This is a genomic window from Streptomyces tateyamensis, from assembly GCF_003205575.1.
Taxonomy (GTDB): Bacteria; Actinomycetota; Actinomycetes; order Streptomycetales; family Streptomycetaceae; genus Kitasatospora; species Kitasatospora tateyamensis.
Map to the genome: position 1 here is coordinate 25108 of NZ_PYBW01000019.1, position 23539 is coordinate 48646.

The 23539-nt window shown below is 71.7% G+C and carries 20 protein-coding genes; 10 read left to right on the forward strand and 10 right to left on the reverse strand.

The genetic code is table 11. The features are described from left to right. Positions 1–37: 37 nt before the first annotated feature. From C7C46_RS05590 to C7C46_RS05610, 5 genes are all read left to right on the forward strand, one after another. The gene (locus C7C46_RS05590) at positions 38–331 is read left to right on the forward strand and encodes a hypothetical protein (RefSeq protein ID WP_146258997.1); all 294 of its coding nucleotides are present in this window, start codon (positions 38–40) and stop codon (positions 329–331) included. A 283-nt stretch (positions 332–614) separates the two neighbouring features. Then, positions 615–1547, forward strand: coding sequence for an endonuclease III (gene nth, locus C7C46_RS05595; protein WP_110666322.1), 933 nt, complete (start codon positions 615–617; stop codon positions 1545–1547). Beyond that, the gene (locus tag C7C46_RS05600) at positions 1544–2224 is read left to right on the forward strand and encodes an NUDIX hydrolase (protein ID WP_110666323.1); all 681 of its coding nucleotides are present in this window, start codon (positions 1544–1546) and stop codon (positions 2222–2224) included. Before nth ends, C7C46_RS05600 begins: the two co-directional genes overlap by 4 nt. Positions 2225–2329: 105 nt before the next feature. Beyond that, complete coding sequence (locus tag C7C46_RS05605; protein WP_110666325.1) at positions 2330–3514, forward strand: MarP family serine protease; 1185 nt, start codon at positions 2330–2332, stop codon at positions 3512–3514. 156 nt (positions 3515–3670) lie between these two features. Continuing rightward, positions 3671–4372: a metal-dependent hydrolase gene (locus C7C46_RS05610; protein WP_181442208.1), complete on the forward strand. Its 702-nt coding sequence runs from the start codon at positions 3671–3673 to the stop codon at positions 4370–4372. A 121-nt stretch (positions 4373–4493) separates the two neighbouring features. Here the strand turns inward: C7C46_RS05610 and C7C46_RS05615 are convergent, their stop codons facing one another. From C7C46_RS05615 to nhaA, 4 genes are all read right to left on the reverse strand, one after another. Beyond that, positions 4494–4745: a hypothetical protein gene (locus C7C46_RS05615; RefSeq protein ID WP_146258998.1), complete on the reverse strand. Its 252-nt coding sequence runs from the start codon at positions 4743–4745 to the stop codon at positions 4494–4496. 130 nt (positions 4746–4875) lie between these two features. Further along, a complete protein-coding gene (locus C7C46_RS05620; RefSeq protein ID WP_245984203.1) occupies positions 4876–5997 on the reverse strand; it encodes an alpha/beta fold hydrolase in 1122 nt (373 codons plus the stop codon). 179 nt (positions 5998–6176) lie between these two features. Continuing rightward, a complete protein-coding gene (locus C7C46_RS05625; RefSeq protein WP_110666329.1) occupies positions 6177–6647 on the reverse strand; it encodes a phage holin family protein in 471 nt (156 codons plus the stop codon). 167 nt (positions 6648–6814) lie between these two features. Next, the gene (gene nhaA, locus C7C46_RS05630) at positions 6815–8086 is read right to left on the reverse strand and encodes a Na+/H+ antiporter NhaA (RefSeq protein WP_245984215.1); all 1272 of its coding nucleotides are present in this window, start codon (positions 8084–8086) and stop codon (positions 6815–6817) included. 1234 nt (positions 8087–9320) lie between these two features. On the opposite strand from nhaA, the gene C7C46_RS05635 reads away from it, so the two are divergent. Next, a complete protein-coding gene (locus tag C7C46_RS05635; RefSeq protein WP_181442209.1) occupies positions 9321–10682 on the forward strand; it encodes a serine hydrolase domain-containing protein in 1362 nt (453 codons plus the stop codon). A gap of 94 nt (positions 10683–10776) precedes the next feature. On the opposite strand, the gene acs is transcribed toward C7C46_RS05635, so the two are convergent. Further along, positions 10777–12741 (reverse strand): acetate--CoA ligase, encoded by a 1965-nt coding sequence (gene acs / locus C7C46_RS05640; protein WP_110666335.1) that lies wholly within the window; start codon positions 12739–12741, stop codon positions 10777–10779. 610 nt (positions 12742–13351) lie between these two features. Here acs and C7C46_RS05645 point away from each other — a divergent pair. Further along, positions 13352–13894: a C40 family peptidase gene (locus C7C46_RS05645; RefSeq protein ID WP_245984204.1), complete on the forward strand. Its 543-nt coding sequence runs from the start codon at positions 13352–13354 to the stop codon at positions 13892–13894. A gap of 168 nt (positions 13895–14062) precedes the next feature. On the opposite strand, the gene C7C46_RS05650 is transcribed toward C7C46_RS05645, so the two are convergent. Next, positions 14063–16384: a solute carrier family 23 protein gene (locus C7C46_RS05650; protein WP_110666337.1), complete on the reverse strand. Its 2322-nt coding sequence runs from the start codon at positions 16382–16384 to the stop codon at positions 14063–14065. Positions 16385–16810: 426 nt separating this feature from the next. Next, complete coding sequence (locus C7C46_RS05655; protein ID WP_110666339.1) at positions 16811–17818, reverse strand: ATP-binding protein; 1008 nt, start codon at positions 17816–17818, stop codon at positions 16811–16813. A 197-nt stretch (positions 17819–18015) separates the two neighbouring features. On the opposite strand from C7C46_RS05655, the gene C7C46_RS05660 reads away from it, so the two are divergent. Beyond that, the gene (locus C7C46_RS05660; RefSeq protein WP_110666341.1) at positions 18016–18927 is read left to right on the forward strand and encodes a Fic family protein; all 912 of its coding nucleotides are present in this window, start codon (positions 18016–18018) and stop codon (positions 18925–18927) included. Positions 18928–19023: 96 nt separating this feature from the next. Here C7C46_RS05660 and C7C46_RS05665 read toward each other — a convergent pair whose 3' ends face one another. Beyond that, the gene (locus C7C46_RS05665) at positions 19024–19935 is read right to left on the reverse strand and encodes a hypothetical protein (RefSeq protein ID WP_245984206.1); all 912 of its coding nucleotides are present in this window, start codon (positions 19933–19935) and stop codon (positions 19024–19026) included. A gap of 294 nt (positions 19936–20229) precedes the next feature. Here C7C46_RS05665 and C7C46_RS05670 point away from each other — a divergent pair, with 294 nt between their 5' ends. Together C7C46_RS05670 and C7C46_RS05675 are read left to right on the forward strand one after the other, a co-directional pair. Beyond that, on the forward strand, positions 20230–20877 hold the full coding sequence (locus C7C46_RS05670) for an HAD family hydrolase (protein WP_110666345.1): 648 nt from the start codon (positions 20230–20232) through the stop codon (positions 20875–20877). A 41-nt stretch (positions 20878–20918) separates the two neighbouring features. Then, a complete protein-coding gene (locus C7C46_RS05675; RefSeq protein WP_245984208.1) occupies positions 20919–21719 on the forward strand; it encodes a DUF1932 domain-containing protein in 801 nt (266 codons plus the stop codon). On the opposite strand, the gene C7C46_RS05680 is transcribed toward C7C46_RS05675, so the two are convergent. Next, complete coding sequence (locus tag C7C46_RS05680; protein ID WP_110666348.1) at positions 21716–22267, reverse strand: guanylate kinase; 552 nt, start codon at positions 22265–22267, stop codon at positions 21716–21718. The two genes, C7C46_RS05675 and C7C46_RS05680, sit on opposite strands and share 4 nt — an antisense overlap. After that, positions 22264–23304 (reverse strand): AAA family ATPase, encoded by a 1041-nt coding sequence (locus C7C46_RS05685; protein ID WP_425470023.1) that lies wholly within the window; start codon positions 23302–23304, stop codon positions 22264–22266. Before C7C46_RS05685 ends, C7C46_RS05680 begins: the two co-directional genes overlap by 4 nt. Between the last annotated feature and the right edge of the window lie 235 nt (positions 23305–23539).

A 23539-nucleotide genomic window follows, 5' to 3' on the forward strand; every position in this document is an offset into this window, starting at 1 on the left:
GCTGCGGACGATGGCTGCTGCGACGGAGGACTCCTGGGTGAGCGTGGAGGCGGCGCACGCACTGTGGGCTGCGACGGGCGATACGGAGGCGGCAGTCCCCACCCTGCTGACGGCCGTTCAGCGGCTGGCTGACGGGGTGTTCTACCCGGTCATGCTGACCGCAGTCCGCTACCTGACCCGGATGGGCTCGGCCGCGCGCCCAGCAGCCCGTGCCCTACGCGACCTTCCGAGCCTGGACCGGCGCGTGCACAGCTCTGGCAACTGGCGAGCCTTCACCCAGGATGAGGCGATCCGCGCCGCCGTCGGGGAGCTGCTGGCTACCGCCGGTTGAGAACGCAGTCGGCGGTACTGCCGAGTGAACCGTGGCCTGAAGCCGGATGTGACGGCATTTGGTTCGCCCAGATGCGGGTGGCAGATGAAGGGCCAGCGGGTGCGGGCGCAGCGGGCTGCCCGAGAATTCGGCTTCGGCTCGTCTGCTTTCCGAGCCTGACGCTGTACGTCTCGCAGTGACCCGTGGATCTGTCGATCCGACTGGCAGCGGGTTCAACATCGGCGCGGCACCTGGACGTCTGAACGCACCCATGCCCATGGCCGTACGGCGTAGCCTTCGGGGCATGGCAGAGAGCAAGGTCCGGAAGGCGACAGAGCCCACGCCGGCCGCGAAGACGGTGGCGGTGAAGGCCAAGAAGCCGGAGTCGCAGTTGGCGATGGTACGGCGGGCGCGGAAGATCAACCGCGAGTTGGCGCTGCTGTATCCGTACGCGCATCCGGAGTTGGACTTCGAGTCGCCGTTCGAGTTGCTGGTGGCCACCGTCCTGTCGGCGCAGACGACGGACCTGCGGGTGAACCAGACGACGCCGGCGCTGTTCGCCAAGTACCCGACGCCGGTGGCGATGGCGGGGGCGAACCCGGAGGAGCTGGAGGAGCTGATCCGCCCGACCGGGTTCTTCCGGAACAAGGCGAAGTCGCTGCTGGGCCTGTCGACGATGATCCGCGACGAGTTCGGCGGAGAGGTGCCCGGCACCCTGGAGCAACTGGTCCGGCTGCCCGGCGTGGGCCGCAAGACGGCCAACGTGGTCCTCGGCAACGCCTTCGGGGTGCCCGGGATCACGGTGGACACCCACTTCGGGCGGCTGGTGCGGCGGTTCGGGTGGACCCAGGAGGAGGATCCGGTGGCGGTGGAGACCGCAGTGGCAGAGATCTTCCCGAAGTCCGAGTGGACGATGCTCTCGCACCGGGTGATCTTCCACGGCCGCCGGGTCTGCCACGCGCGCAAGCCGGCCTGCGGCGCCTGCGGCATCGCCTCGCTCTGCCCGTCGTACGGCGCGGGCGAGACCGACCCCGAGAAGGCCCGCGCACTGCTCAAGTACGAACTGGGCGGCCAGCCCGGCCAGCGGCTGCGCCCGCCCGCCGGGTTCCCCGGGCGGGCGGCGCCCCCGGCGCAGCCGCAGGGACAGGAGCAGCCGCAGGCACCGGAGCAGGGGCAGGGACAGGAGCAGCCGCAGGCACCGGAGCAGGGGCAGGGGCAGGAGGGGGAGCGCGAGTGAGGAGCGAGGAGGTCCAGGTGGGCATCGAGCGGGACGGGCTGCCGGACTGGCTGCTGCCCGTGCGTCAGGCCGCCGAGACGGTCCGGCCGGAGCAGCTGAGCCGGTTCCTCCCGCCGCCCCAGGGCGGGCGGCACTCCGCGGTGCTGCTGCTCTTCGGTACCGGCCCGGAGGGACCGGATCTGCTGCTGACCCAGCGCTCGGCCTCGCTGCGCTCGCACGCCGGCCAGGTCTCCTTCCCCGGCGGCACGCTGGACCCCGTGGACGGCGACCCGGCGGGCGCCGGTCCGGTGGCGGCGGCGCTGCGCGAAGCGGAGGAGGAGACCGGGCTGGACCCGACCGGGGTCCAGGTGTTCGCCACGCTGCCCGCGCTCTACATTCCCGTCAGCGACTTCGTGGTGACTCCGGTGCTGGGTTGGTGGCGGCGGGAGAGCCCGGTGGCGCCGGTGGACCTGGGGGAGACCGGTGCGGTCTTCCGGGCGCCGCTCGCGGTGCTCACCGACCCGGCCCGGCGCGGCCGGTTCCGCCACCCCTCGGGCTTCAGCGGCCCGGCCTTCGAGGTGGAGGGGCACGTGGTCTGGGGGTTCACCGCCGGCGTGATCGACCGGGTGCTGCACTTCAGCGGACTGGAACGGCCCTGGGACGGCAGCCGGGTGATCGCCCTGGGCAGCGCGGGGTAGGACGCCTCCTAGACCGGGGTAAGGCGGGAGTACCGGCGACAACCGGGACGAAACGGTTACCTGGTCCGTTGCCGGGGGGCATCCGGTCCATGGGAGGGTGTCGGGGTGAACGTGCTGGATCTGCTGCTGCTCGCCGCCGCGATCGGTTTCGCCGTGTCCGGGTACCGGCAGGGCTTCGTCGTCGGCATCCTGTCCGTGCTCGGCTTCCTCGGTGGCGGGTTGATCGCGGTGGAGCTGCTGCCGCTGCTGCTCAGCCACCTCAGCCCCGGCACCACCGCCTCGGTGGTGGCCGTGGTGGTGGTGATCGTCTTCGCCGCGATCGGCCAGGCGGCCACCACCCAGCTCGGCTGGAAGCTGCGCGGGCGGATCGGCGGCAGCCCGGCCAAGCTGCTCGACTCCTTCGGCGGCTCGGTGGTCAACGTGCTCTCGATGCTGCTGGTGGCCTGGCTGATCGGGTCCGCGCTGGCGGGCACCTCGATGCCCACGGTGTCCAAGGAGGTCCGCACGTCCAAGGTGCTCGGCGGGGTGCAGCAGGCGCTGCCGGCCGACGCGCCGAACTGGTTCTCCGACTTCAGCAAGGTGCTCTCGCAGAACGGGTTCCCGCAGGTCTTCAACCCCTTCGAGCACGAGCCGATCACCGAGGTGCAGCCGCCCGACCCGGCGCTGGCCGACACCCCCGCGCTGGCCAAGGCCCGGCAGAGCCTGGTCAAGGTGGTGGGCACCGCGACCTCCTGCGGCAAGACCCTGGAGGGCAGCGGGTTCGTCTTCGCGCCGCACCGGGTGATGACCAACGCGCACGTGGTCGGCGGGGTGTCGGAGCCCACCGTGCAGATCGGCGGCACCGGACAGCTCTACGACGCGACCGTGGTCCGCTACGACTGGCAGCGCGACATCGCGGTGCTGGAGGTCCCCAAGCTGACCGCGCCGCCGCTGGCCTTCGCGGGCGAGGCGCACACCAACGACAGCGCGATCGTGGCCGGTTTCCCGGAGAACGGCGCGTTCAACGTGCAGCCCGCGCGCATCCGCGGGCGGATCCAGGCCAACGGTCCGGACATCTACCACCGCGGCCAGGTGGTCCGGGACGTCTACTCGGTCCGCTCGCTGGTCCGCCAGGGCAACAGCGGCGGTCCGCTGCTCACCCCGAACGGCGAGGTGTACGGGGTGGTCTTCGCCAAGTCCTTGGACAGCCCCGACACCGGCTACGTGCTGACCGCCGCCGAGGTGAAGCCGGACGCCACCGAGGGCAGCGGCGCCACCACCCAGGTGGACACCCAGGGCTGCGCGCTCTAGCGCCGCCCCGTTGCTGACGCACCGTCCGGCCGGTTGGCCGGCAGGCGATCCGGCGGTCCGTCAGTTCCTCCTGGTAGCGTCGGCCGCGCTCACTCGTTCGGCTCAATCCGGCCGCCCGGGGGTGCGAGGAACGGCGACACGAAGGAGTAACCGGGCATGATGGGTCATTCGCACGCGGTCAGCGGTGCGATGTTGTTCGCGGGCTCAGCGCCCTTCCTGCCGCCGCTGCTGCTGCACACCCACCTCAGGCCGGCCGACGTGCTGCTCGGCACCGTGCTCTGCGCCGGCGCCGCTCTGCTGCCCGACCTGGACCACCACGACGGGACGATCGCCAACTTCCTCGGCCCGATCTCGAAGATTCTGTGCCGCTTGGTGGCCTGGATCTCCGGCGGCCACCGGCACGCGACCCACTCGCTGCTCTTCGTGGCACTGATGGGCGCCGGTACCTGGGCCGGTGTGAGCTACCTGGGCCGCTACTTCACGATGGGAATGTCCTTCTTCCTGCTCGCGCTGGCGATCAAGGCGCTGCGGCTGCACCCGCCGGGCGACGGTGTGCACACCTGGCTGACCGTCATGGGCCTGTCGGTGGTGGGCGTGGCAGTGATGGACCGGTGGATGCCCTCCGCCCCGGGCTGGCTGCCGTACGCGGTGGCGCTGGGCTCGCTGGCCCACCTGCTCGGCGACTGCCTGACCAAGCAGGGGGCCCCGCTGCTGTGGCCGCACCGGGAGCGCTACGAGATCGTGCTGATCAAGCGCAGCGGCAACGACGTGGAGACCAAGGTGCTGGTCCCGATCATGACGGTGGCCACCATCGCGCTGCTGGCGCTGACCACCTTCGAGCCGACGGCGATGGGGTAGCTGCCCGGCGGCCGGAGCGGAGGGTGTGACGGGCACCGGACTGGACGGTATGTCAGTCCCGGAACGGACGACGGGTCAGCCTCGAAGCCGGCAGCGGGTCAACCTGTCGGCGGACGGTAGGTCAGGCGTCGCGGCGCAGGCGGGCGCTGACCCAGCGGGCGCGGCGGCCCAGGATGCGCGGGATGCCCAGCGGGTGCGGCGAACTGCTGCGCTCCGCGGGCCACTCGCCCGTGCGCACGCTGCTCTGGTGGGGGCTCGGATAGGGGCTGCCGGCGTACGGGGTGACGCTCTGACGGGTACCGTCCTGGCCTTGGGCGGTCTGCGCGCTGTGGCTGGGGCGACGGCCGCGGGAGGCGGCGGCGCGATCGGGCATCCAGGTCATGCTGGATGGATGCCCCTGTGCTCCTGGGGGTAACCACCTTCGTTCGGGCGAAATGGCCTATGCCGCAGTCATGTGAACATCTCGTCATATGTACGGCAGGGCAGGGGCGAGCCCGCGCGGCTCAGCGCTTGTGCTGGTCGACCCAGGCGAGCAACTCGGCGTTGAGCTCCGCCGGGGCCTCCTCCTGCGGGAAGTGGCCCACCCCCGGCAGCAGCCGCCAGCGGTACGGCGCTGCCACGTACTCACCCGCGCCGAGCGCGGTGCGGGCCAGCAGCACCGGGTCCGCCGCCCCCTGGATGTGCAGGGTCGGCGCGGTGACCGGCTTCTTCATCCGGCGGGCGAACTGGATGCCGTCCGGCCGCGCGATCGAGCGGACCAGCCAGCGGTACGGCTCGATCGAGCAGTGCGCGGTGCTCGGGATCCGGATCGCGTTGCGGTAGTTGCGCAGGGCCTCCTCGTCCGGCTGCTGCGGGCCGGACCAGGCGGTGAGGTACTCGGCGACCTGCGCCGCGTCGTCGGCCACCAGGCGGCGTTCCGGTATCCACGGGCGCTGGAAGCCCAGCACGTGGTCGAAGGCGGCCATCTGGTGGCGGTCCTTGAGCAGTGCCCGGCGCAGGTGGCGCGGGTGCGCGGCGGAGACCACGGTGAGGCTCTGGATCACCGAGGGCCGCATCACGGCGGCCACCCAGGCGAGGGAGCCGCCCAGGTCGTGGCCGACCAGGTGGGCGCTGTGCTCGCCGAGCGAGCGGATCACACCGGTGATGTCGAGGGCGAGGTTGGCCGGGTCGTAGCCGCGCGGGGTGCGGTCGCTGCCACCGGTGCCGCGCAGGTCCAGCGCCACGGCCCGGTAGCCCGCGTCGGCGAGCGCGGACATCTGGTGGCGCCAGGCCCACCAGTACTGCGGCCACCCGTGCACCAGCAGGACCAGTGGCCCCGTGCCCTGTTCGGCGATGTGGAACCGGGCCCCGTTGGCCGCCAGATCGCGGTGGGTCCACGGGCCGGCGGTGCGCACGTTCCAGCTGTTCGCCCGACCTGTGACGGCGGAGGCCCCTGCGGGCGGGCGACCCTGGCCGGGCCCCTCGGCCGCCGCCCTCGGGACGGCGACCGGGCCGGCGGCCGAGGGGTCGACCGAGCCGTCGACCGAGCCGTTGACCTGGAGCGGGCCGTCGACCGGCAGCGGATCGGTGGGCGTGGCGGGCGGCCCGGCGGTCACGGGTGGGGTGGGCGTCTGGTCGAGCGGCATACCGAGAGCGTTTCACATCCCGGCCGGGAACACTGTCCCGGCAGTTCTACAGAGGCAGGAGCGGCGGTGGAGCCGGGCTGGAGCCGTGGGTACGGGGCCGTGCGGGACGTGCCGCCGGTGGTGCGACGCGGGTGGCCCGGCACGAGTGGCACGGCGCGCGGGGCACCCGGCGCGCGGGGTCAGCGCTCCAGCTGGGCGAGTTCCTCGGGGGTGGCCGGACGCGGACGGGCGTTCTTCAGCACCTCGGCGGTGGCCTGGGCGCCCTCGATGGTGCGGCGCGGCGGCTCGATCTTCTTGAACGAGCGCCAGGCCAGCAGGCCCAGCACGGCCGCCAGCAGCCAGAACAGCCCCATGACGATGGCGAACGAGCCGTCCAGCGGGATCCCCGCACGCAGGTTCAGCAGGTAGGCGATGGCGAAGCTGGCCATCGGGAGCGAGGCGACCAGGAAGACACCGGCGATGATCGCGGAGGTGCTGCCCGCCACCCCGCGCTTGACGTCCTGTCGGATCTCAGCCTTGGCGAGGGCGATCTCGTCGTGGACCAGGGCCGACAGGTCGGCGGTGGCCGCGGCGAACAGCTGTCCGACCGAGCGCTCGCCCTCGTAGGGCGCGCGGGAGCTGCCGGACGGACCTGCGGATCCTGCGGACATCTGGTCTTCTCCTCTGCTGAGATTCCGGACAGCTCAGAATCATGCCCCTAGCGGCCAGTCAAACACCACTTCGGGTCACCCCTGGCGGACCTGGTGTCACCCGCTCGTGCCATCGAACTGACCTGTCTGTCCGTCACCCCGACGCCAGGTCACCCCTCTGGATGAGTTCAGGGGTGAGCCGTTGCCCCGTTCGGGTCGCGCTGGTAGACGTCGGGGATGCCGTCCCCGTCGCTGTCCAGGTCCTCTGCCTCGCAGAGCCGGCGGTAGTGCCGGTTGCGCAGCTTGAGCAGCACGGTGGCGACCACGGCGCAGAGCAGCGAGCCGACCAGCACCGCGGCCTTCGCCCGGTCGGCCAGCGCCGGGTCGCCCGGGAAGGCCAGCTCGCTGATCAGCAGTGAGACGGTGAAGCCGATTCCGGCCAGGGTGGAGAGGGCGAACAGGTCGGCCCAGCTGAGTTGCGGGTTGAGCTCGGCGCGGGTGTAGCGGGCGGCCAGCCAGGTGCCGCCGAAGATGCCCAGCGTCTTGCCGACCAGCAGGCCCAGCACCACGCCCAGCGGCATCGCCTGGGTGAAGACCTCGCGCAGCGCGGTGGTCGAGACGGTCACCCCCGCCGCGAAGAGCGCGAACACCGGGACCGCGATGCCCGCGGATAGTGGGCGGACCAGGTGCTCGATGTGCTCGCCGGGTGACTGCTTCTCGTCGCCCTCGCGGTGGCAGCGCAGCATCAGGCCCATCGCCACGCCCGCCACGGTCGCATGCACACCGCTCTCGTGCATCAGCGCCCAGTTCACCAGCGCGAGCGGCACGAACAGGTACCAGCCGTGCACCCCGTGCCGGTGCAGGAACCAGAAGACGATCAGGCCGCCCAACGCCGCTCCGAGCGCCCAGAACTTGATCCCGGAGCTGTAGAAGACCGCGATGATCAGGATGGCGATCAGGTCGTCGACCACGGCCAGGGTGAGCAGGAAGGCCCGCAGCGCGGAGGGGAGGTGACTGCTGACCACGGCCAGCACGCCGAGTGCGAAGGCGATGTCGGTGGCGGTGGGGATGGCCCAGCCGCTCGGGTGGCCGCCGGAGCCGCTGTTGGCCACGGCGAAGACGACGGCGGGCAGCGCCACCCCGCACAGCGCCGCGGCCACCGGGAGCAGCGCCGCGCTCGGCGAGCGGAGCTCGCCGGCCACGAACTCGCGCTTGAGCTCGATGCCGGCGACGAAGAAGAAGACCGTCAGCAGTCCGTCCTTGGCCCACGCCTCCAGTGGGAGGTCCAGGTGCAGCGGGACCGAGGGGCCGATCGTGTAGTGCAGCACGCTCTGGTAGGCGGCCGGCCAGACGTTGGCCCAGACGAGGGCGACCACGGCCGCGATCAGCAGCAGGATGCCGCCGACGGTCTCGGTGCGCAGCGCGTCGGCGAGGAAGCGGCGCTCCGGCAGCGGCAGCAGGCCGAGGAACTGGCGGCGCTGGGTCGGCGGAGTGGAGGGTGGCGGGTTGTCGGCCGGAGGAGTGTTGGGTGGGTCGTTGTTGGGTGGCGGAGTGTTGGGTGGCGGGGTGTTGGGCGGCGGAGTGTTGGGCGGCGGGTTGGCCACCTCGGGACCTCCTGGCACGGCAGACGGCATGGTTCATCCAATTTTATGGTGAATTGCCGTGGGGGGCGTGTGAGGGGGGATCAGGTGCCGGGGTGGCGAGCAGGTCGTCGTCGGCGGTGGCTGAGCGGCGTCGACTGACGGGTGGTCGACTTCCGCTGCGGGGGGATGGATGAGCGCGTGCGCGACCGACAAACCGAACTTATCGTCATATCAACGCACCCCGTTGAGGGTCGCCGCACCAACTCCACTCGGAGGCAGATCCCATGTCCCTTCAGGAACCGGCCGATCAGGCCGGGCCGTCCGCGCCGGTACCTTCCGGCCGGTCCGCTGAACCGCAGCAGGCGCCGGGGAGTGACGGCGCGCCGGGCGCGCCACCCCTGTTACCGCCGAGCGGCATCGGGCGACCGGTCCCAGTGAGTGGGGCCGGGCGACCGGTCCCGGTGAGCGGAATCGGGCGTCCCGTCCCGGTGAGCGGGGGCGGGCGTCCCGTCCCGGTGAGCGGGGGCGGCCGGCCGATCCCGGTGAGTGGCTCAGGCCGACCGGCGGTCCCGTCCGTGCCGGGGACAGCGGCCAGGTCCGCTCGGGCTGCTGCCCAGGCCGCGAGCGGGGCTCCGACGGAGGCCAGGGGAAGTGCCGGGGCAAGAGGCGAGGCTGGGGCCGGCGCCAGCGGGTCTGCCCGGGGGCCGTGGCCAGCCGGGCGGTCGGCGGGTCGCACCGCTTCGGTGGACCGGCCCAGCCGCTGGTGTCCGGGCGTGCGGTGAGTCCGGGCCGGTCGGGAGGTGTTGGTCAGTCTGCGGTCCCGGCGTTCCCGGCGGTCCCCGGAGGTTCGGCGGGCTCGGCGGTCTCGACGAGTCAGGTGGGTCCGGCGGGTTCGACGAGTCCGGCAGCTGCGGCAGCTACGGCGGGTCCATGGGCGCCTGGTCGTCCCGTGCTTCCCGATCGCTCCGCGCTTCCTGAGCGCCCCGGTGGACCCTGGCGGACCAGTGTGCTGGGCCGTCCAGGTGTTCCGGGCCGCTTCGTGTCCGCGCCGATGTCCGCACCTGCGTCAGCATTTGCACCGGCACCGATATCAGCGCCAAAGGCAGCACCGGTGTCCGTGCCGCCGGCCCAGCCGAGCCGCTTGGTGCAGCCCGCCCAGTCGGCCGGGCGAGCGCCGATCTGCCGGCCCGGGCGCGGGACGCTCGCCACCCCCGACAGTCGCCGACTGGACCGGCTGCTGCGGCCGCTGTTCCATAGCCTGCCCCCGACCAGCGGGATCGCGGTCGCCGTGGTCCGCGGCGAGGAACGCACCGTCGCCTGCCGGGGTTTCACCGACCCCGCCGCCCGGCGTCCGGTTCGCGCGGACAGTCGCTTCGAGCTCGGCTCGATCACCAAGACCTTCACCGCACTGCTGCTCGCCGAGCTGGTGGCCCGCGGCGAGGTGCGGTACGACGACCCGATCGACGCCTACCTGCCGGTCGGCGCAGTCCCCGGTTACCCGAAGGAACGCCCGATCACCCTGCTCCACCTGGCCACCCACACCTCCGGGCTGCCCCGGTTGCCGTTCGGGCTGGAAGCGAGTGCGGCGTCCCAGTGGTTCACCCGGCCCTGTGCGACCTTCGGCACCACCCACCTGCTCCGCAGCCTTTCCCGCACGCCCGTGCGGGGAACCCCTGGCACCCAGGTGCGCTACTCGAGTCTGGGTAGCGGTCTGCTGGGCCTGGCGCTGGAGAACGCGTCCGGTACCCGGTACCAGGACCTGCTGGCCGAGCGGATCTGCGAACCGCTCGGGCTGATCGACACCTCCTGCGGGGCCGGCGACGAGGGCGGTGGCAGCTACCGGCGGGGGCGCCGGGTGCCGTCGTTCCGCTTCCCGACCTTGCCCGGCGCGGCCGGGCTGCGCTCCAGCGCGGACGACATGCTGCGCTACCTGCAGGCGCTGATCGCCGCCGACCGGTCCTGGGTCAGCCGACTGGACGTGCTCGGCACTGCCCAGGGCCACCCGCTGGACCCGGGCTCTGCGCTGCGGATCGCGCTGAGTGAGGTCAGCCGGCCACGGGCGGCCCGCCGACTCGGCGGGACCAGGGTCTGCCTCGGCTGGAAGCAGCGCGCGCGGGCCGCATCGATCGCGCAGGCGCATGCGGAAGCGGAAGCGGAGGCAGCGTCACGGGAGGCTGAGGCGGAGGCGGAGGCGGAGGCGGAGGCGGAGGCGGTGTCAGGGGAGGCCGGCGAAGCCACGCCTGCGCCGGACCTCGCGGTGCCCGCGGCAGCCGCGCAGTCCGCGCCGACCCCGGGACTGCTCTTCCACGAGGGTGGTACCCGCGACTTCCTCGCCTTCGCCGGCTTCGACCCCGGGCGCGGCACTGGGATGGTCGCGCTGGTCAGCGGTCCGCCGCAGCACCGGCGACAGTTCCTGCAGTCCGCCTACGACACGGTGCGCGGGCTCTGCACCGAGCCGCAGTCGAGCTGCTGATCCGGCAATCCGGCAAGCCCGAGGACGGACCAGTGGGGCCTTCCGCGCACCGCGCGCGGAAGGCCCCACTGGGGGCAGGCGAGGTGAGCCTCGATCAGCTCTCTTCTGCCGCGGCGCTGTTGCCGGGCAGCTGGGACTGGATGAGGTTCATGACGGTGGCGTCGGCGAGGGTGGTGGTGTCGCCGACCTCGCGACCCTCGGCGATGTCGCGCAGCAAGCGGCGCATGATCTTGCCGGAGCGGGTCTTGGGCAGTTCGGTGACGACCTTGATCTGCTTCGGCTTGGCGATCGGGCCGAGGGTCTTGCCGACGTGGTTGCGCAGGTCGGCGATGAGCTCGGCGCTGTCGGTGGCGGTGCCGCGCAGGATGACGAACGCGACGATGGCCTGGCCGGTGGTGGCGTCGGTGGCGCCGACGACAGCGGACTCGGCGACGGCGGGGTGGCCGACGAGGGCGGACTCGACCTCGGTGGTGGAGATGTTGTGGCCGGAGACGAGCATGACGTCGTCGACGCGGCCGAGCAGCCAGATGTCGCCGTCCTCGTCCTTCTTGGCGCCGTCGCCGGCGAAGTACCGGCCCTCGAAGCGGGACCAGTAGGTGTCGAGGTAGCGCTGGTCGTCCCCCCAGATGGTGCGCAGCATCGAGGGCCAGGGCTCGGTGAGGACGAGGTAGCCGCCGGAGCCGTTGGGGACCTCGGTGCCGTTGTCGTCGACGACGGTGGCGCCGATGCCGGGCAGAGGGGTCTGGGCGGAGCCGGGCTTGGTCTCGGTCACCCCGGGCAGGGGGCTGATCATCATGGCGCCGGTCTCGGTCTGCCACCAGGTGTCGACGATGGGGGTGCGGCCGCCGCCGATGTGCTCGCGGTACCAGACCCACGCCTCGGGGTTGATCGGCTCGCCGACGCTGCCCAGCACCCGCAGCGAGGACAGGTCGAACTTCGCGGGGATGTCGTCGCCCCACTTCATGAAGGTGCGGATCGCGGTGGGGGCGGTGTAGAGGATCGTGACCCCGTACTTCTGGACGATCTCCCAGAAGCGGCCCTGGTGGGGGGTGTCGGGGGTGCCCTCGTAGATCACCTGGGTCGCGCCGTTGGCCAGCGGGCCGTAGACGATGTAGGAGTGGCCGGTGACCCAGCCGATGTCGGCGGTGCACCAGTACACGTCCGACTCGGGCTTGAGGTCGAAGACGGCGTGGTGGGTGTAGGCGGCCTGGGTCAGGTAGCCGCCGGAGGTGTGCAGGATGCCTTTGGGCTTCCCGGTGGTGCCGGAGGTGTAGAGGATGAACAGCGGCTGCTCGGCCTCGTGCGCCTCGGGCGTGTGCTCCACCGACTGGCGGCCCACCGTCTCGTGCCACCACAGGTCCCGGCCCTCGGTGAACGCGGTGTCCTGGCCGGTGCGACGCACCACCAGGACGTGCTCGACACCGTCGACCTTGGTCAGGGCCTCGTCGATGGCGGGCTTGAGGGCGGAGGGCTTGCCGCGCCGGTAGCCGCCGTCTGCGGTGATGACCAGCTTCGCGTCGGCGTCCTGGATCCGGGAGGCGACGGCATCGGCGGAGAAGCCGCCGAAGACCACGGAGTGCGCCGCGCCGATGCGGGCGCAGGCGAGCATCGCGACGACGGCCTCGGGGATCATCGGCAGGTAGATCGCGACGCGGTCGCCCTTGGCGACGCCGAGTTCGAGCAGGGCGTTGGCGGCCTGGCTGACCTCGTCCTTGAGCTGGGCGTAGGTGAGGGCGCGGCTGTCGCCGGGCTCGCCCTCGAAGTGGATGGCGACGCGGTCGCCCTGGCCGGCCTCGACGTGGCGGTCCACGCAGTTGTAGGCCACGTTCAGGGTGCCGTCGGCGAACCACTTGGCGAACGGCGGGTTCGACCAGTCCAGGGTCTCGGTCGGCTCGACGGCCCAGGAGAGCCGGCGGGCCTGCTCGGCCCAGAAGCCCAGCCGGTCCTGGGACGCCTGGGCGTAGGCGTCCGCGGTGACGTTGGCGGCCGCGGCGAGCTCTGCGGGCGGAGCGAAACGCCGCTCCTCCTTGAGCAGGTTGGCCAGGCTCTCGTTGCTCAACGCGCACTCCTCATCGAGTCTGTTCAAGGCGCTCCCCCGCAGTCACACACGGTCTGCGGAGAGAAACTCCGTTGTTGCGGGACCTCTCCCGCCCAGGGATTGTCCCGTGTATCCCAGCGCACAGCTCACCAGGCGAACAGGTCGGTTGACAAGGGGCCCAGGGAAATTGGTGTAGACCTTTGATCGATTGACGACCACTGGAAGCCGCCTGCCTCGGGCAGCCGGTCGGCGAACGGCCCGGCGGGCGCGAGGGTTTGCCGGCGTTTTGCCGGCTTCCGGGACGGCCGGGCAGCCCGGCGGACGGCGCGGACCTGGGCAGATCACCCGCGTGCCGTGCTCGGAACGTTGACGGGGAGCACCCTCGGTACTCCACTGGAAGTACCAGTTCGACAGGGGGCATCGCGGGGTCGCCGCGGTGCTCCGGTCGTCAGATCGTCGCGCGCAAGGTGTGCATGCGCCCTCTTGTCCGGTCGCACTTCGTCTACGACCGGGTGGGCCTCGCGACGAGCGGGGAGCGGGGTCGGCGGGCCCGCCGACCCCGGGGCGAACCGCGACCTGCGCGCTGTACGGGCTGTCCCGTGCTGGCACGGCACTGTCGTGGAGTTGAACCATGTCGGAAACCTCCATCACTTCGGAAACCCCCTCCGCCGCCGCTCCGCTGCCGAGACCCGGCGACTTCGCGGTCGTCCACATGGACGGTGACACCGGCCGTCTGATCCGGATCGGCCAGTGGCTCAACGGGGACGGCTTCGCCGACTACGAACACGCCTTCCTCCTCGTCGGCGACGGGGAGGTGATAGAGGCCGAACCGGGAGGCGCCCGGCAGGCCTCGCTCACCGAGTACACGGGCCGGCTGATCCGCTGGTCGACCGGGCGCTTCGAGCTGACGAACGATCAACGCGCTGCCGTCATCGCCGCCGCTCGCGGCTACCTGAAGGTCCCTTACAGCTTCCTCGACTACGCGGCCCTGGCCGCCCACCGATTCCGGCTGCCGGGCAGCACCCTCCTCCGCGGGTACGTTGCCGACACCCGGCATCAGATCTGTTCGCAACTGGTGGACCAGTGCTACCAGGACGCGGGGATCAAGCTCTTCGACGACGGGCGCTGGACCGGCTACGTGACCCCCGCCGACCTCGGCCGGCTGCTGTGCTGACTGGTCGTCGCTCGGCCGCTGCGGTCGTCGGCGGCGCCGGCCTTCGGTGTTCTTCACTGACCGTCGTCGACCGCCGGCGGTCTTCATCGGGTGGGCGGCCGCTGCTGTTCGGGCGACCGCTCACCCCTCGACTCATCTCCCTGCACCAGGGCGTGTCGCCGCCTGCGCTCAGGCGGCGCTGGCCAACTCCTGCCAGGCCGGTACGGCGGCGAACCGCCCGCTGGCCTGGTCCAGCACGTAGGCCTGGGCCGTGGCGAAGTCGAAGTACATCCCGACCAGGCGCAGTTCGCCCGCCTGAACCCGCCGCCCGACGGCCGGATTGGCCATCAGCTGATCGAGCTGCTGGACCACGTTGGTGATGCAGAGCTCCTCGATCCGGTCGGCCACCGGGCGATCCGCGAACTCGGCGGGCACCCGGGCCAACCGGGCCAGCGAGCCGCGGCCGTTGCGCAGCCACCGGGCCAACGGCGTGGGCCGGCCGGGCTGTTCGTGCACCCCGTCCAGCAGGGCTTTCATCGCGCCGCAGCCGGAATGGCCGCAGACGGTGATGCTGCGCACTTCGAGCACCTCGACGGCGTACTGCACCGCGGCCGCCACCGAGTCGTCCGCCGCCCCGGGCTCGTGGGGGGCCGGGACGAGGTTGCCGACGTTGCGGACGGTGAAGAGGTCGCCCGGCCCGCTGCTGGTGATCATGCTGGTGACCAGCCGCGAATCGGCACACGTGAGGAAGAGCTGGGACGGGGTCTGCCCCTCCCGGGCCAGCCGCGCCAACTCGGGGCGGATCAGCGGAGCGGTGTGCTGCTGGAACCCGCGCACCCCGTCCAACAGGCGTCCGTGCGGATCGTCCGGCTGCTCGAGGCTGTGGTGGCCGACCCAGGGAGTCCAGGCCCGGTGGCGGTGCGGGGCGGCGGTACCGCTGCGGATCGTCCCGTCGGGATCCAGCACCGCGCCGTCCTGATGGTTGGTCAGCAGAGCGACCCGGCCGCCCCGCGCGATGTGGTCGGCCCGCCAGGAGTGCAGTGCCTCGTAGGCGGCATGGTCGAGAAAGGCGCCGTCGTGGCAGACGGTGACGGCGGCGCCGACCGGGATCGAGGTGAGCGCCCTGGCCAGCCGGGGGACCGCGACGAAGGTCAGCGGACCGTGGGTGCGCACCTCCACGGTGCCGTCGCTGCGACGCGCCACGTCCACATGGGCCCGGGTGAGCCGGTAGAGGGCGAGCAGGGCAGCGGTGAATGCGCCGGCGACCACGCCGAGCGGGACCCCGAGCGCCACCACGCCCACCACGGTGGCCAGGTAGACGGTGAACTCGCGGTGCCGGTGGACCCGGCGGATGTGCGCGAAGCTCACCATCTGGATCCCCACCACCAGCACCAGTGCGGCGAGGGCGGAAAGCGGGATGTGGCGCAGGCCCCCCGCGAAGGCGAGCGCGGCCAGCAGCACCCAGGCGCCGTGCAGCACGGCCGCCCAGCGGCTGCGCGCACCGGCCTGCACGTTCGCCGTGCTGCGGACCGCGCCACCGGCCACCGGGAGCCCGCCGAACAGCCCGGAGACCAGGTTCGCCAGACCCTGGCCGCGCAGCTCGCGATTGAGATCGCCGCTGCGGCCGCTGAGCCGGTCGACGGCCACGGCGCACAGCAGTGACTCCACGCTGGCGACCACCGTCACCGTGGCGACCGCTCCCAGCAGGCCGAGCACCGAGCCCTGCGGCAGCGCGGCCAGGCCGTGCTCGCGCCAGCTGGGCAGCTCCACCCGGGCCAGCTGGAAGTGGCCGACGACCGCCAGCAGCGTCCCCGCGGCGACCGCGACCAGGGCGGCCGGCACCCGGGCCAGGACGGCGCCGATCCGCCCCGCGCGGCCGGGCAGTCGGCTGACCCTCGGCCAGCCGAAGAGCACCGCGATGGCGAGCAGCCCGACGGCGAGCGCAGGTGGATGCGGACCGGCCAGCTGGGCCGGCAGCGCGGCGAGGTTGGCCGGTGCGGAACTCTGCGGGGCGCCGCCGAGGACCACGTGCAGCTGGGCGATGGCGATGGTCAGGCCGACCCCGGCCAGCATGCCGTGCACCACGGCGGGGGAGACCGCCAGCGCGGAGCGGGCCACCCGCAGCGCACCAAGCAGGAGTTGGAGCAGTCCGGCGCCGATGGTGATGGCGCAGGTGGCCTGCCACCCGTAGTGCGCGATGAGCCCGGCCGTGATCACCGTGAGGGCCGCCGAGGGGCCGCTGACCTGGAGCGGGGTACCGCCGAACAGGCCCGCGACGATCCCGCCCGCGGCAGCGGCGACCAGTCCCGCCGACAGCGGTGCCCCGGTGGCCAGCGCGATCCCGAGCGAGAACGGCACCGCGATCAGGAACACCACCAGCGAGGCCGTCAGATCCGCCGTGGCCGGACGGCGCGGCCCTCCGCGGGTGGGGGCGGGCCCGGAAGCCGGCGGGGCATGGCTGTCCGCGGTGACGTCGGTGAGCTGGGCGGCGGGGGAGGGGTGCAGGGACATGGGCTTCCGTTCTCGGGCGGCCGAGCGCAGCGGGCTTCGGGTAGTAGCGCTGCGCGGGGGATCGGCAGGGCGTTCGTCTCGACGGCGGGCGGGGTGGCCGGGCCGCGGCGCCCGGTGGCGCCTGGACCGCAGCAGCCGTCGCTGCCGCCGGATCTCGGTGCTTCTAACTCGGTCGGGAGTCGATACATCAAGACTTGGTAAACGGTGAGTAATGGAAGCTTTGCATAGCGTATGCGTGTGCGGGAGTGCTGGAGCCGAGATTCACCCCTGCGGGTGGCGTGCGCGCACGGTGCACGCCGCTGCGACCTGGCGGAACGCCCGAGGGGCCGGACGTACACCCCCCGGCGGGGATGCGCGTCCGGCCCCTCGACGGGCGCCGCGCGGACTCGGCCCTACTGGCTCGGCCCGGTACTCATGCGGGAGTGCTCAGGCGTGCGCACCCGCCTGGTCGCGCGTCTCCTGCTCGGCCCGCTGCTGGTGCAGGACGAACGACGGGTCGACCTGGGTCGCCAGGTCCAGCCCGGTCTTGGCGTTGCCCCAGCTCTCCGCGTTTCGCAGGTGGAACTGGATCGCCTGCTCGGTGTACCGGCGCGGGTCGCGCAGCTGGTGGGCGGCGTCCGCCTCCTGGTGCAGCAGCTCCAGCACCGCCCGGTTCTCCGGCTCCAGGCTGCTCAGCGGCGGCTCGCTGCCCTGCTCGAGGCGGCGCACCCAGTCCGAGTGCCCGAAGGAGGTCAGCAGGTCCTCGCCCACCTCGCGGCGCAGGTAGGCGAGGTCGTCCGCGTTCTGCACCTTGTTGCCGACCACCCGCAGCGTGACGCCGAAGTCCCGCGCGTACTCCTTGTACTGGCGGTAGACCGAGACGCCCTTCCGGGTCGGCTCGGCGACCAGGAAGGTGAGGTCGAAGCGGGTGAACAGGCCCGAGGCGAAGGAGTCCGAACCAGCCGTCATGTCGGTCACCACGTACTCGTCCTGACCGTCCTGCAGGTGGTTGAGCAGCAGCTCCACCGCGCCCACCTTGGAGTGGTAGCAGGCCACCCCGAGGTCCTCCTCGGTGAAGGCGCCGGTCACCATCAGGCGCACCGAGCCCTCGTCCAACGCCACCGGCCGGGCGCAGGCGGCGTACACCGGGTTCTCCTCCACGATCCGCAGCAGGCGCGAACCGGGCCCGGGCGGCGTGGTCTTGATCATGGCGTCGGCGGACGAGATCAACGGGTTGCCGCCGCGCAGGTACTCCTTGATCTCCGGCAGGTGCGCGCCCAGCGAGGGCAGCCCGGCCGCCTGATGGTCGGTCAGCCCGAGGGCGGGGCCCAGGTGCTGGTTGATGTCGGCGTCCACCGCGATGACCGGCCGGCCGGTGGCGGCCAGATGGCGGATGAACAGCGCCGACAGCGTGGTCTTGCCGCTGCCGCCCTTGCCGACGAAGGCGATCTTCATCTTGGACTCCCGGCTCTGCTCCGTCGACCAACCGCGCGGGCTTCGACGGGCTAGTTGATAATCGTTATCGTCTCCGATAAAGGCCATCGTAGTCGGGGTTTACCGCCCTTCGCCCGAGGGAAGCAAGGATTGCCTCGAACGGGTGATGCCGGGGCTGCTGTGAGGTGCGGGGCTCGAGGGTCGTTACTCTCGGGTAGGTGAGCACTGGAACCGATCCGCTGGCCCCGCTGGCCGACCTGCCCGGGGTGTCCGAGTCCGTCGCCGAGGTCCGCAAGGCGGTGGACCGGCTCTACGGGCACCGGGTGATGCGCCGCCGCGCCGCCGAGGTCACCGCCGAGTCGGCCATCCGGGGCGCCCGGGCCTCCGCCGCGCTGGCCGGAGCCGACTGGCCGCTGGAGGAGGTGCGCCGGCGCAGCGACTTCAGCGCCGGCCCCGAGGAGCGTGCCGTCGGCGGCGCGCTGCGCGTCTCGGCCGAGTCCGGACAGCTGCTGAGCGTCTGGCGGACCTCGCCGCTGCAGGTGCTCGCCCGGCTGCACCTGCTGGCGGCCGGTGACGCCGCGTCGGCCGCCGGCCGGCCGCGCCGGGGCGAGGAGACTGCCGAGGAGCTCTTCCCGCTCGAACTGGCGCCGGTCGAGGGCGTCGCAGCGCCGATCGACATGGCCGGGCCTGCGCCGACGGCCGGGCCGGTCGAACTGCCGGCGGCCCCGTCGGGCGCCGAGGTGACGGCGCGGCTGGACCAGCTCGCCCAGCTCTTGGTGGCCCGGGCCGGCACGGTGGGCAGCGGCGTGCCGGCGCTGGTGGTCGCGGCCGTGGTGCACGGCGAACTGCTCGCGCTGCGGCCGTTCGAGAGTCACAACGGGTTGGTGGCGCGAGCAGCGCAGCGGATCGTGCTGATCGCCGAGGGCCTGGACCCGAAGGCGATCTGCCCGGCCGAGGTGGGCCTGGCCGAACTCGGCACGGCGGCCTACCGCGACGCGCTGGCCGGTTACCTGTCCGGTACGCCGGACGGGCTGGCGCGGTGGATCCGGCACTGCGGGCTGGCGCTGCGGCTGGGCGTCCGGGAAAGCACCGCGGTCTGCGAGGCGATGCAGCGCGGGATGATCCGTTAAACGCACACTACCTTGCGGGCGGCTTGGCCCGTCAACGCCGTCGTACTCGGGTGAGGCGGCTCAGCGAAAGCGACCTCGTGGAGGCAGAGACCGTCCTCAGGCTGTCGCGCTACTCGGCTGCCCGGCGCTCAGCGCCGCGAGCAGAGCGGCTCGGGCTCGGGCCGCACCACCCGGCGTCGCGGCAGAACCGCCGCCCACCGCGATCACCCGCGCCCCGAGACCCGCGCAGGCCCGGCAAATGCCCGGCTGCGGCACCGGGTCGTGGCACTTGGTGCACTCGGCGTACGACAGCGCGACAGCGGGCTGCTCAGGGGCGTGTACGGGCGGCATCTTGCGCGTCAGGCGGTTGCGGAGCACGCCGACCGGCGAGTGCACGGTCGCGGGCAAGCCCGGCAGCAGCGCCTGGGCCAGCTCGCCCTGGGTACTGCCCCGCTCCAGCCACTGCGCCACCAGGGGCGCCAGTTCCATCGCCTCGGCCTCGCCTAGGCGCAGGCGTGGCTCGGGCTTGATCACCCGGAACAGCGCCAGCGCTGCCGCGCGGGCCTGCTCGTCCGGCACCGCCGGAGGTTCCTGGTCGATGTCGTGGCCCCCCTCCCGCCCTCCCTGCTCGTCGCCGGACCTGGCGTCGGCCGACGGCTCGTCGGCAGACTCGGCGGGGAGGGAGGGTTCTTTGACCAGGTCCTTTACAAGAGGGGCGTCAGCTGCGCCGGTCTTCGCACCACCGGAGTCCGGACGGGGGACACCCGGCAGCTCCAGTTGCGGGGTGTCGAAGACGTGGGCCTCGCTGCGGATCGTCCCGTCGGGCATCCGGATCTTCACGACCCGGTAGTAGCCGGCCTCGGTCAGCTCCTTGAGGGCCTTGCGGATCGCCCCGCGTCCCTGCGGGCTGGAGTCGGCCATCGCCCGGCCGTCCTCGCGCCAGTAGTCGGGGCGCGAGAGGAGGTCGATCAGCAGGCCGCGGGCGGTGTAGGTCAGCCGCCGCTGCTGCAGCAGGGTGTTGGGCAGCACAGTGAAATTGCGCGCGTGGGCGCTACGATGTACACGCATCGGGAGGTCGCACTCCTGTTGCCGGACCCCGGGGTGTTAGAGCACCGCCGGGGTCACCTATGTTCGGTTGGGACTACGCAACGTAGTACACACACTGTCTCACGACCGAGGGTTTTCCCGAGCGACCTCGATCACATTCGCCTTGGCTGTCGAACGCCTGGTGGCGGCAGCGGGTGAGCTGTCAGAAGCCTCGCTGATCGGACAAGTCGCTGTGCACGCCCCCTGTGTTGCCGGGCCGAACAGTAGAGTCCGGGTGTGAAGCGACTCGCGTTCTTCGACCTGGATGACACCCTCGTTGACCGTGGGCAGGCGTTCGGCGAGTGCGTCCGGACGTTCTGCTCCGATCTCGGCTTTGACGAGGACGTCGAGCAGTGGCTCCTGGGAGCGATGTACGAACGCGCCTACCGCAGTGACTTCGAGAAGCTACGCGAGCGGTTCTCCCTGACGGTCCCAGTCGGCGAGCTGTGGCAGCGGTACTCCCGTGGGATGGCCGACGCCGTGATCTCTACCCCAGCTGTGCTGTCGGGGCTTGAACGACTTCGTTCGACGGGGTGGTTGGTCGTCGTGGTGACCAACGGTGCCGGCGACATCCAACGCGCGAAGCTCGCGCGGACAGGCATCGACAAGCGCGTCGATGCCGTCTGCATCTCGGAGGAGATCGGGATCCGAAAGCCCGACGTGGGAATCTTCCGCGAGGCAGCTCGCATGGTGGGGGCGGAAGGCCTGCCGGGTGGCTGGATGGTCGGCGACAGCGCGCAGAACGATGTCGCTGGCGGCCGGGCCGCCGGCCTGCGGACGATCTGGCTCTCGGACGGCAGTGACGGCGTCGAAGCCGATCACGTCGTTTCCAACGCTGCGGAGGCGATTGATCTGCTGCTTGGCCTGGATGGGGCGCACGCATGACTGGCGGTCAGGCCGTGGTGGGGGTTCTTCACCCTGGCAGCATGGGCGCGGCGGTTGCAGCCCAGGTCCGTGCCACCGGGGCGACGGTTTTGTGGTGCTCGGCGGGCCGTGGTGCATCTACTCGGCAACGGGCGGCCGAGGTCGGACTGACGGAGGTCTCCGGCCTCGGGGAGTTGGTGGGGCGAAGCCAGATCCTGCTGTCGATCTGCCCGCCGGCTGCTGCCGAGGCCGTGGCCAACGAGGTTGCGGCACACGGTTTCAAGGACGGTGTGTACGTCGAGGCCAACGCCATTACTCCCGGGCGGGTCGGCCGGATCGCGGCGGTGCTTCCCGATGCCACGGTGGTGGATGGCTCGGTGATCGGCTCGCCACCGCGTGACGGCAAGCGGCCACGGCTGTTCCTGTCGGGGCCGGGAGACGCGGCCGACCAGGTGGTGAAACTCTTCGCCGCCACGGACGTTCAGGCCCGCGTGCTCGGCACCGAGCTTGGCCAAGCCAGCGCCCTCAAACTCGCCTACACGAGCTACCAGAAGGCGTCGCGGGTGCTCGCCGCGCTGTCGTACGCGCTGGCTGCCGATCACGGCGTCGAGGATGAGCTGCTGGAGGTGGCTGCCGGCCGCTCGGGAAGCTATCTGCTGGAGACCGGCTACATCGCCAAGACCGCTGCCCGCGCCTGGCGTTGGGGACCCGAGCTGATCGAGGCAGCCGAGTTGCTGGAGGAGTGCGGGCTGCCGGGTGATCCGATGCGCGGAGCCGCCGACGCGCTCGTCCGTTGGGAGGGCGAGCGAGATGCCGAGCTGGGCCTGGCGGAGGCCCTGGCTCGGCTCCACAGCTCGCGTTAGCCGACTCGGCCCAGCGCCTTGATGATGGCCTGGGCCGACTCCAGCGCTGGCTGCTGGTCGGTTCGCAGGTGCAGGGCCCACTCGACCTCCGGGTTCGCCTGGAGATCGGCTGCGGTGGCGTCCCAGGCCGCCAGCCGAGCTTGGGTGTCCGTGTCGCCGCGCAGGGCGGAGCGCTGCTCGGTCACCGCGCGCGGGCAGTTCAGTTGGACGGTGAGCCAGGCTGTCGGGTAGCCCGTCGCAAGAGCGTTGATGCCGGCGATCTGGCCCAGGTGCACGATCGGAATCTGGCCGGCGGCGAAGACTGCGTCGAGCCCGGGGCGGTCCACCAGGTAGATGCTGTTGTAGCGGTCGTTGCGGTAGATGACGTTGCCGGCGGCTTCGAGCTGGTGGAGCTGCTCGATGGTGCCCATCCGGTAGCCCTGGCTACGGCCTTCGCCGATCTTGAGCCTGGCGAACTGGACGAGCTGCGGATCCTGCTCGACGAGGGCGGCCGTGATGGTGTCCTTACCGCTGGCGGGAGGTCCGTACAAGATGATCCCGTTCTTCATGCGTGTGCCACCCCCAGGGCGAATCGGGCTTGGTCGGTGAGTGCGATGGCGGAGCCGTAGCGGTTGTCCACGACGAGGTGCGGGACGGACGGGCGCAGGCCGAGGTCGAGCCCGTCGAGGTACTGGCCCCAGTTGCTGAGTTTCCAGGCGTCGCGGGCGGCGGACCGGAAGCCGATGTACTCGCGCATCGAGTCCTCGTCGCAGGTGAGCCAGATCGGGGTGACGTCGACTTGGTAGGCGGCGCACCGGTTGGTGAGCCGCCGCATCCATGCGGGGTCGGTCATCTCGCTGATGAACGGCGCGGTGGCCACCGTGGAGATGCCGCACTCGACGTTGACGAGGATCGACTCCATGAGGCACTGGTACTCCAGCGGCCGTACCTGGGTGCGGTAGGTCTCGGAGTGGCGGTCGTTGGGGTCGCAGCCGAGTTCGGTGAGCAGTCGCTCCACCAACGGTCGGGTGAGCGGGTCCTTGTCCAGCAGTGGCCAGCCGGTCAGCTGGGAGATGAACTTGGCGAACTCCGACTTCCCGCTTCCGGCGTAGCCGCCGACCAGGACGAGGGAGGGTCTGTTCGGGTCACCGCCGGTGTGCCGTCGGCGCCAGGCGTCCAGTATCCGCTGGTGGACGCCCTGGGGGCGCTCGGCGGTCGGCTCAGGCAGAAGCTGCTGCAGCGCCTTCACCACGGCTCGCACGCGGGTGGTGTCCACGTGATCGCGAAACTCGGTGAGCTGGTGTTCAACTTCCTCGCCGGGCAGAGCCTTTCGGAAGCCCAGCTCGGGCTCGGTCGCCTGGTACAGCAGGCAGTAGGCGCGGCGGTAGTGAGGGCCCGGATAGACCTCGCCCTGCTCGTGTTGCCACAGGGTCTGGAAGTTGGCGGCCGGGGCCGAGAGCCCCGCGCGGCGGGCTGTGTCGCGGAGCCGCTCGCCGGCTGCCTCCAGCGTGAGGCCGTGGGCTTCTCGCATCTCTCGCAACTTCTCGGGGCGCCAGCCCGATCGGTCCTTGCTCAAGTCCGCCACCAGCTCACTGTTCGTCAGCACGATCCCGAGCGTAGGGGCGAGGCCGTCGATCGCGTGTGTAAGCGGATGTTGAAAACCCGCTGAACGGGACGGCGAGCAACCTCGGCAACTCGGAGTGATACGGCGATCACGCTATGCCCGCTGTGATGTTCCTGGCAACAGCGCCCACCGGTACGAACGAACTGGAGGAGCACCATGTTCCGTCCCACATCACGCTCTGAGATTCAGTCAGGTGCTCTGGTGCCCAGGCAGATCC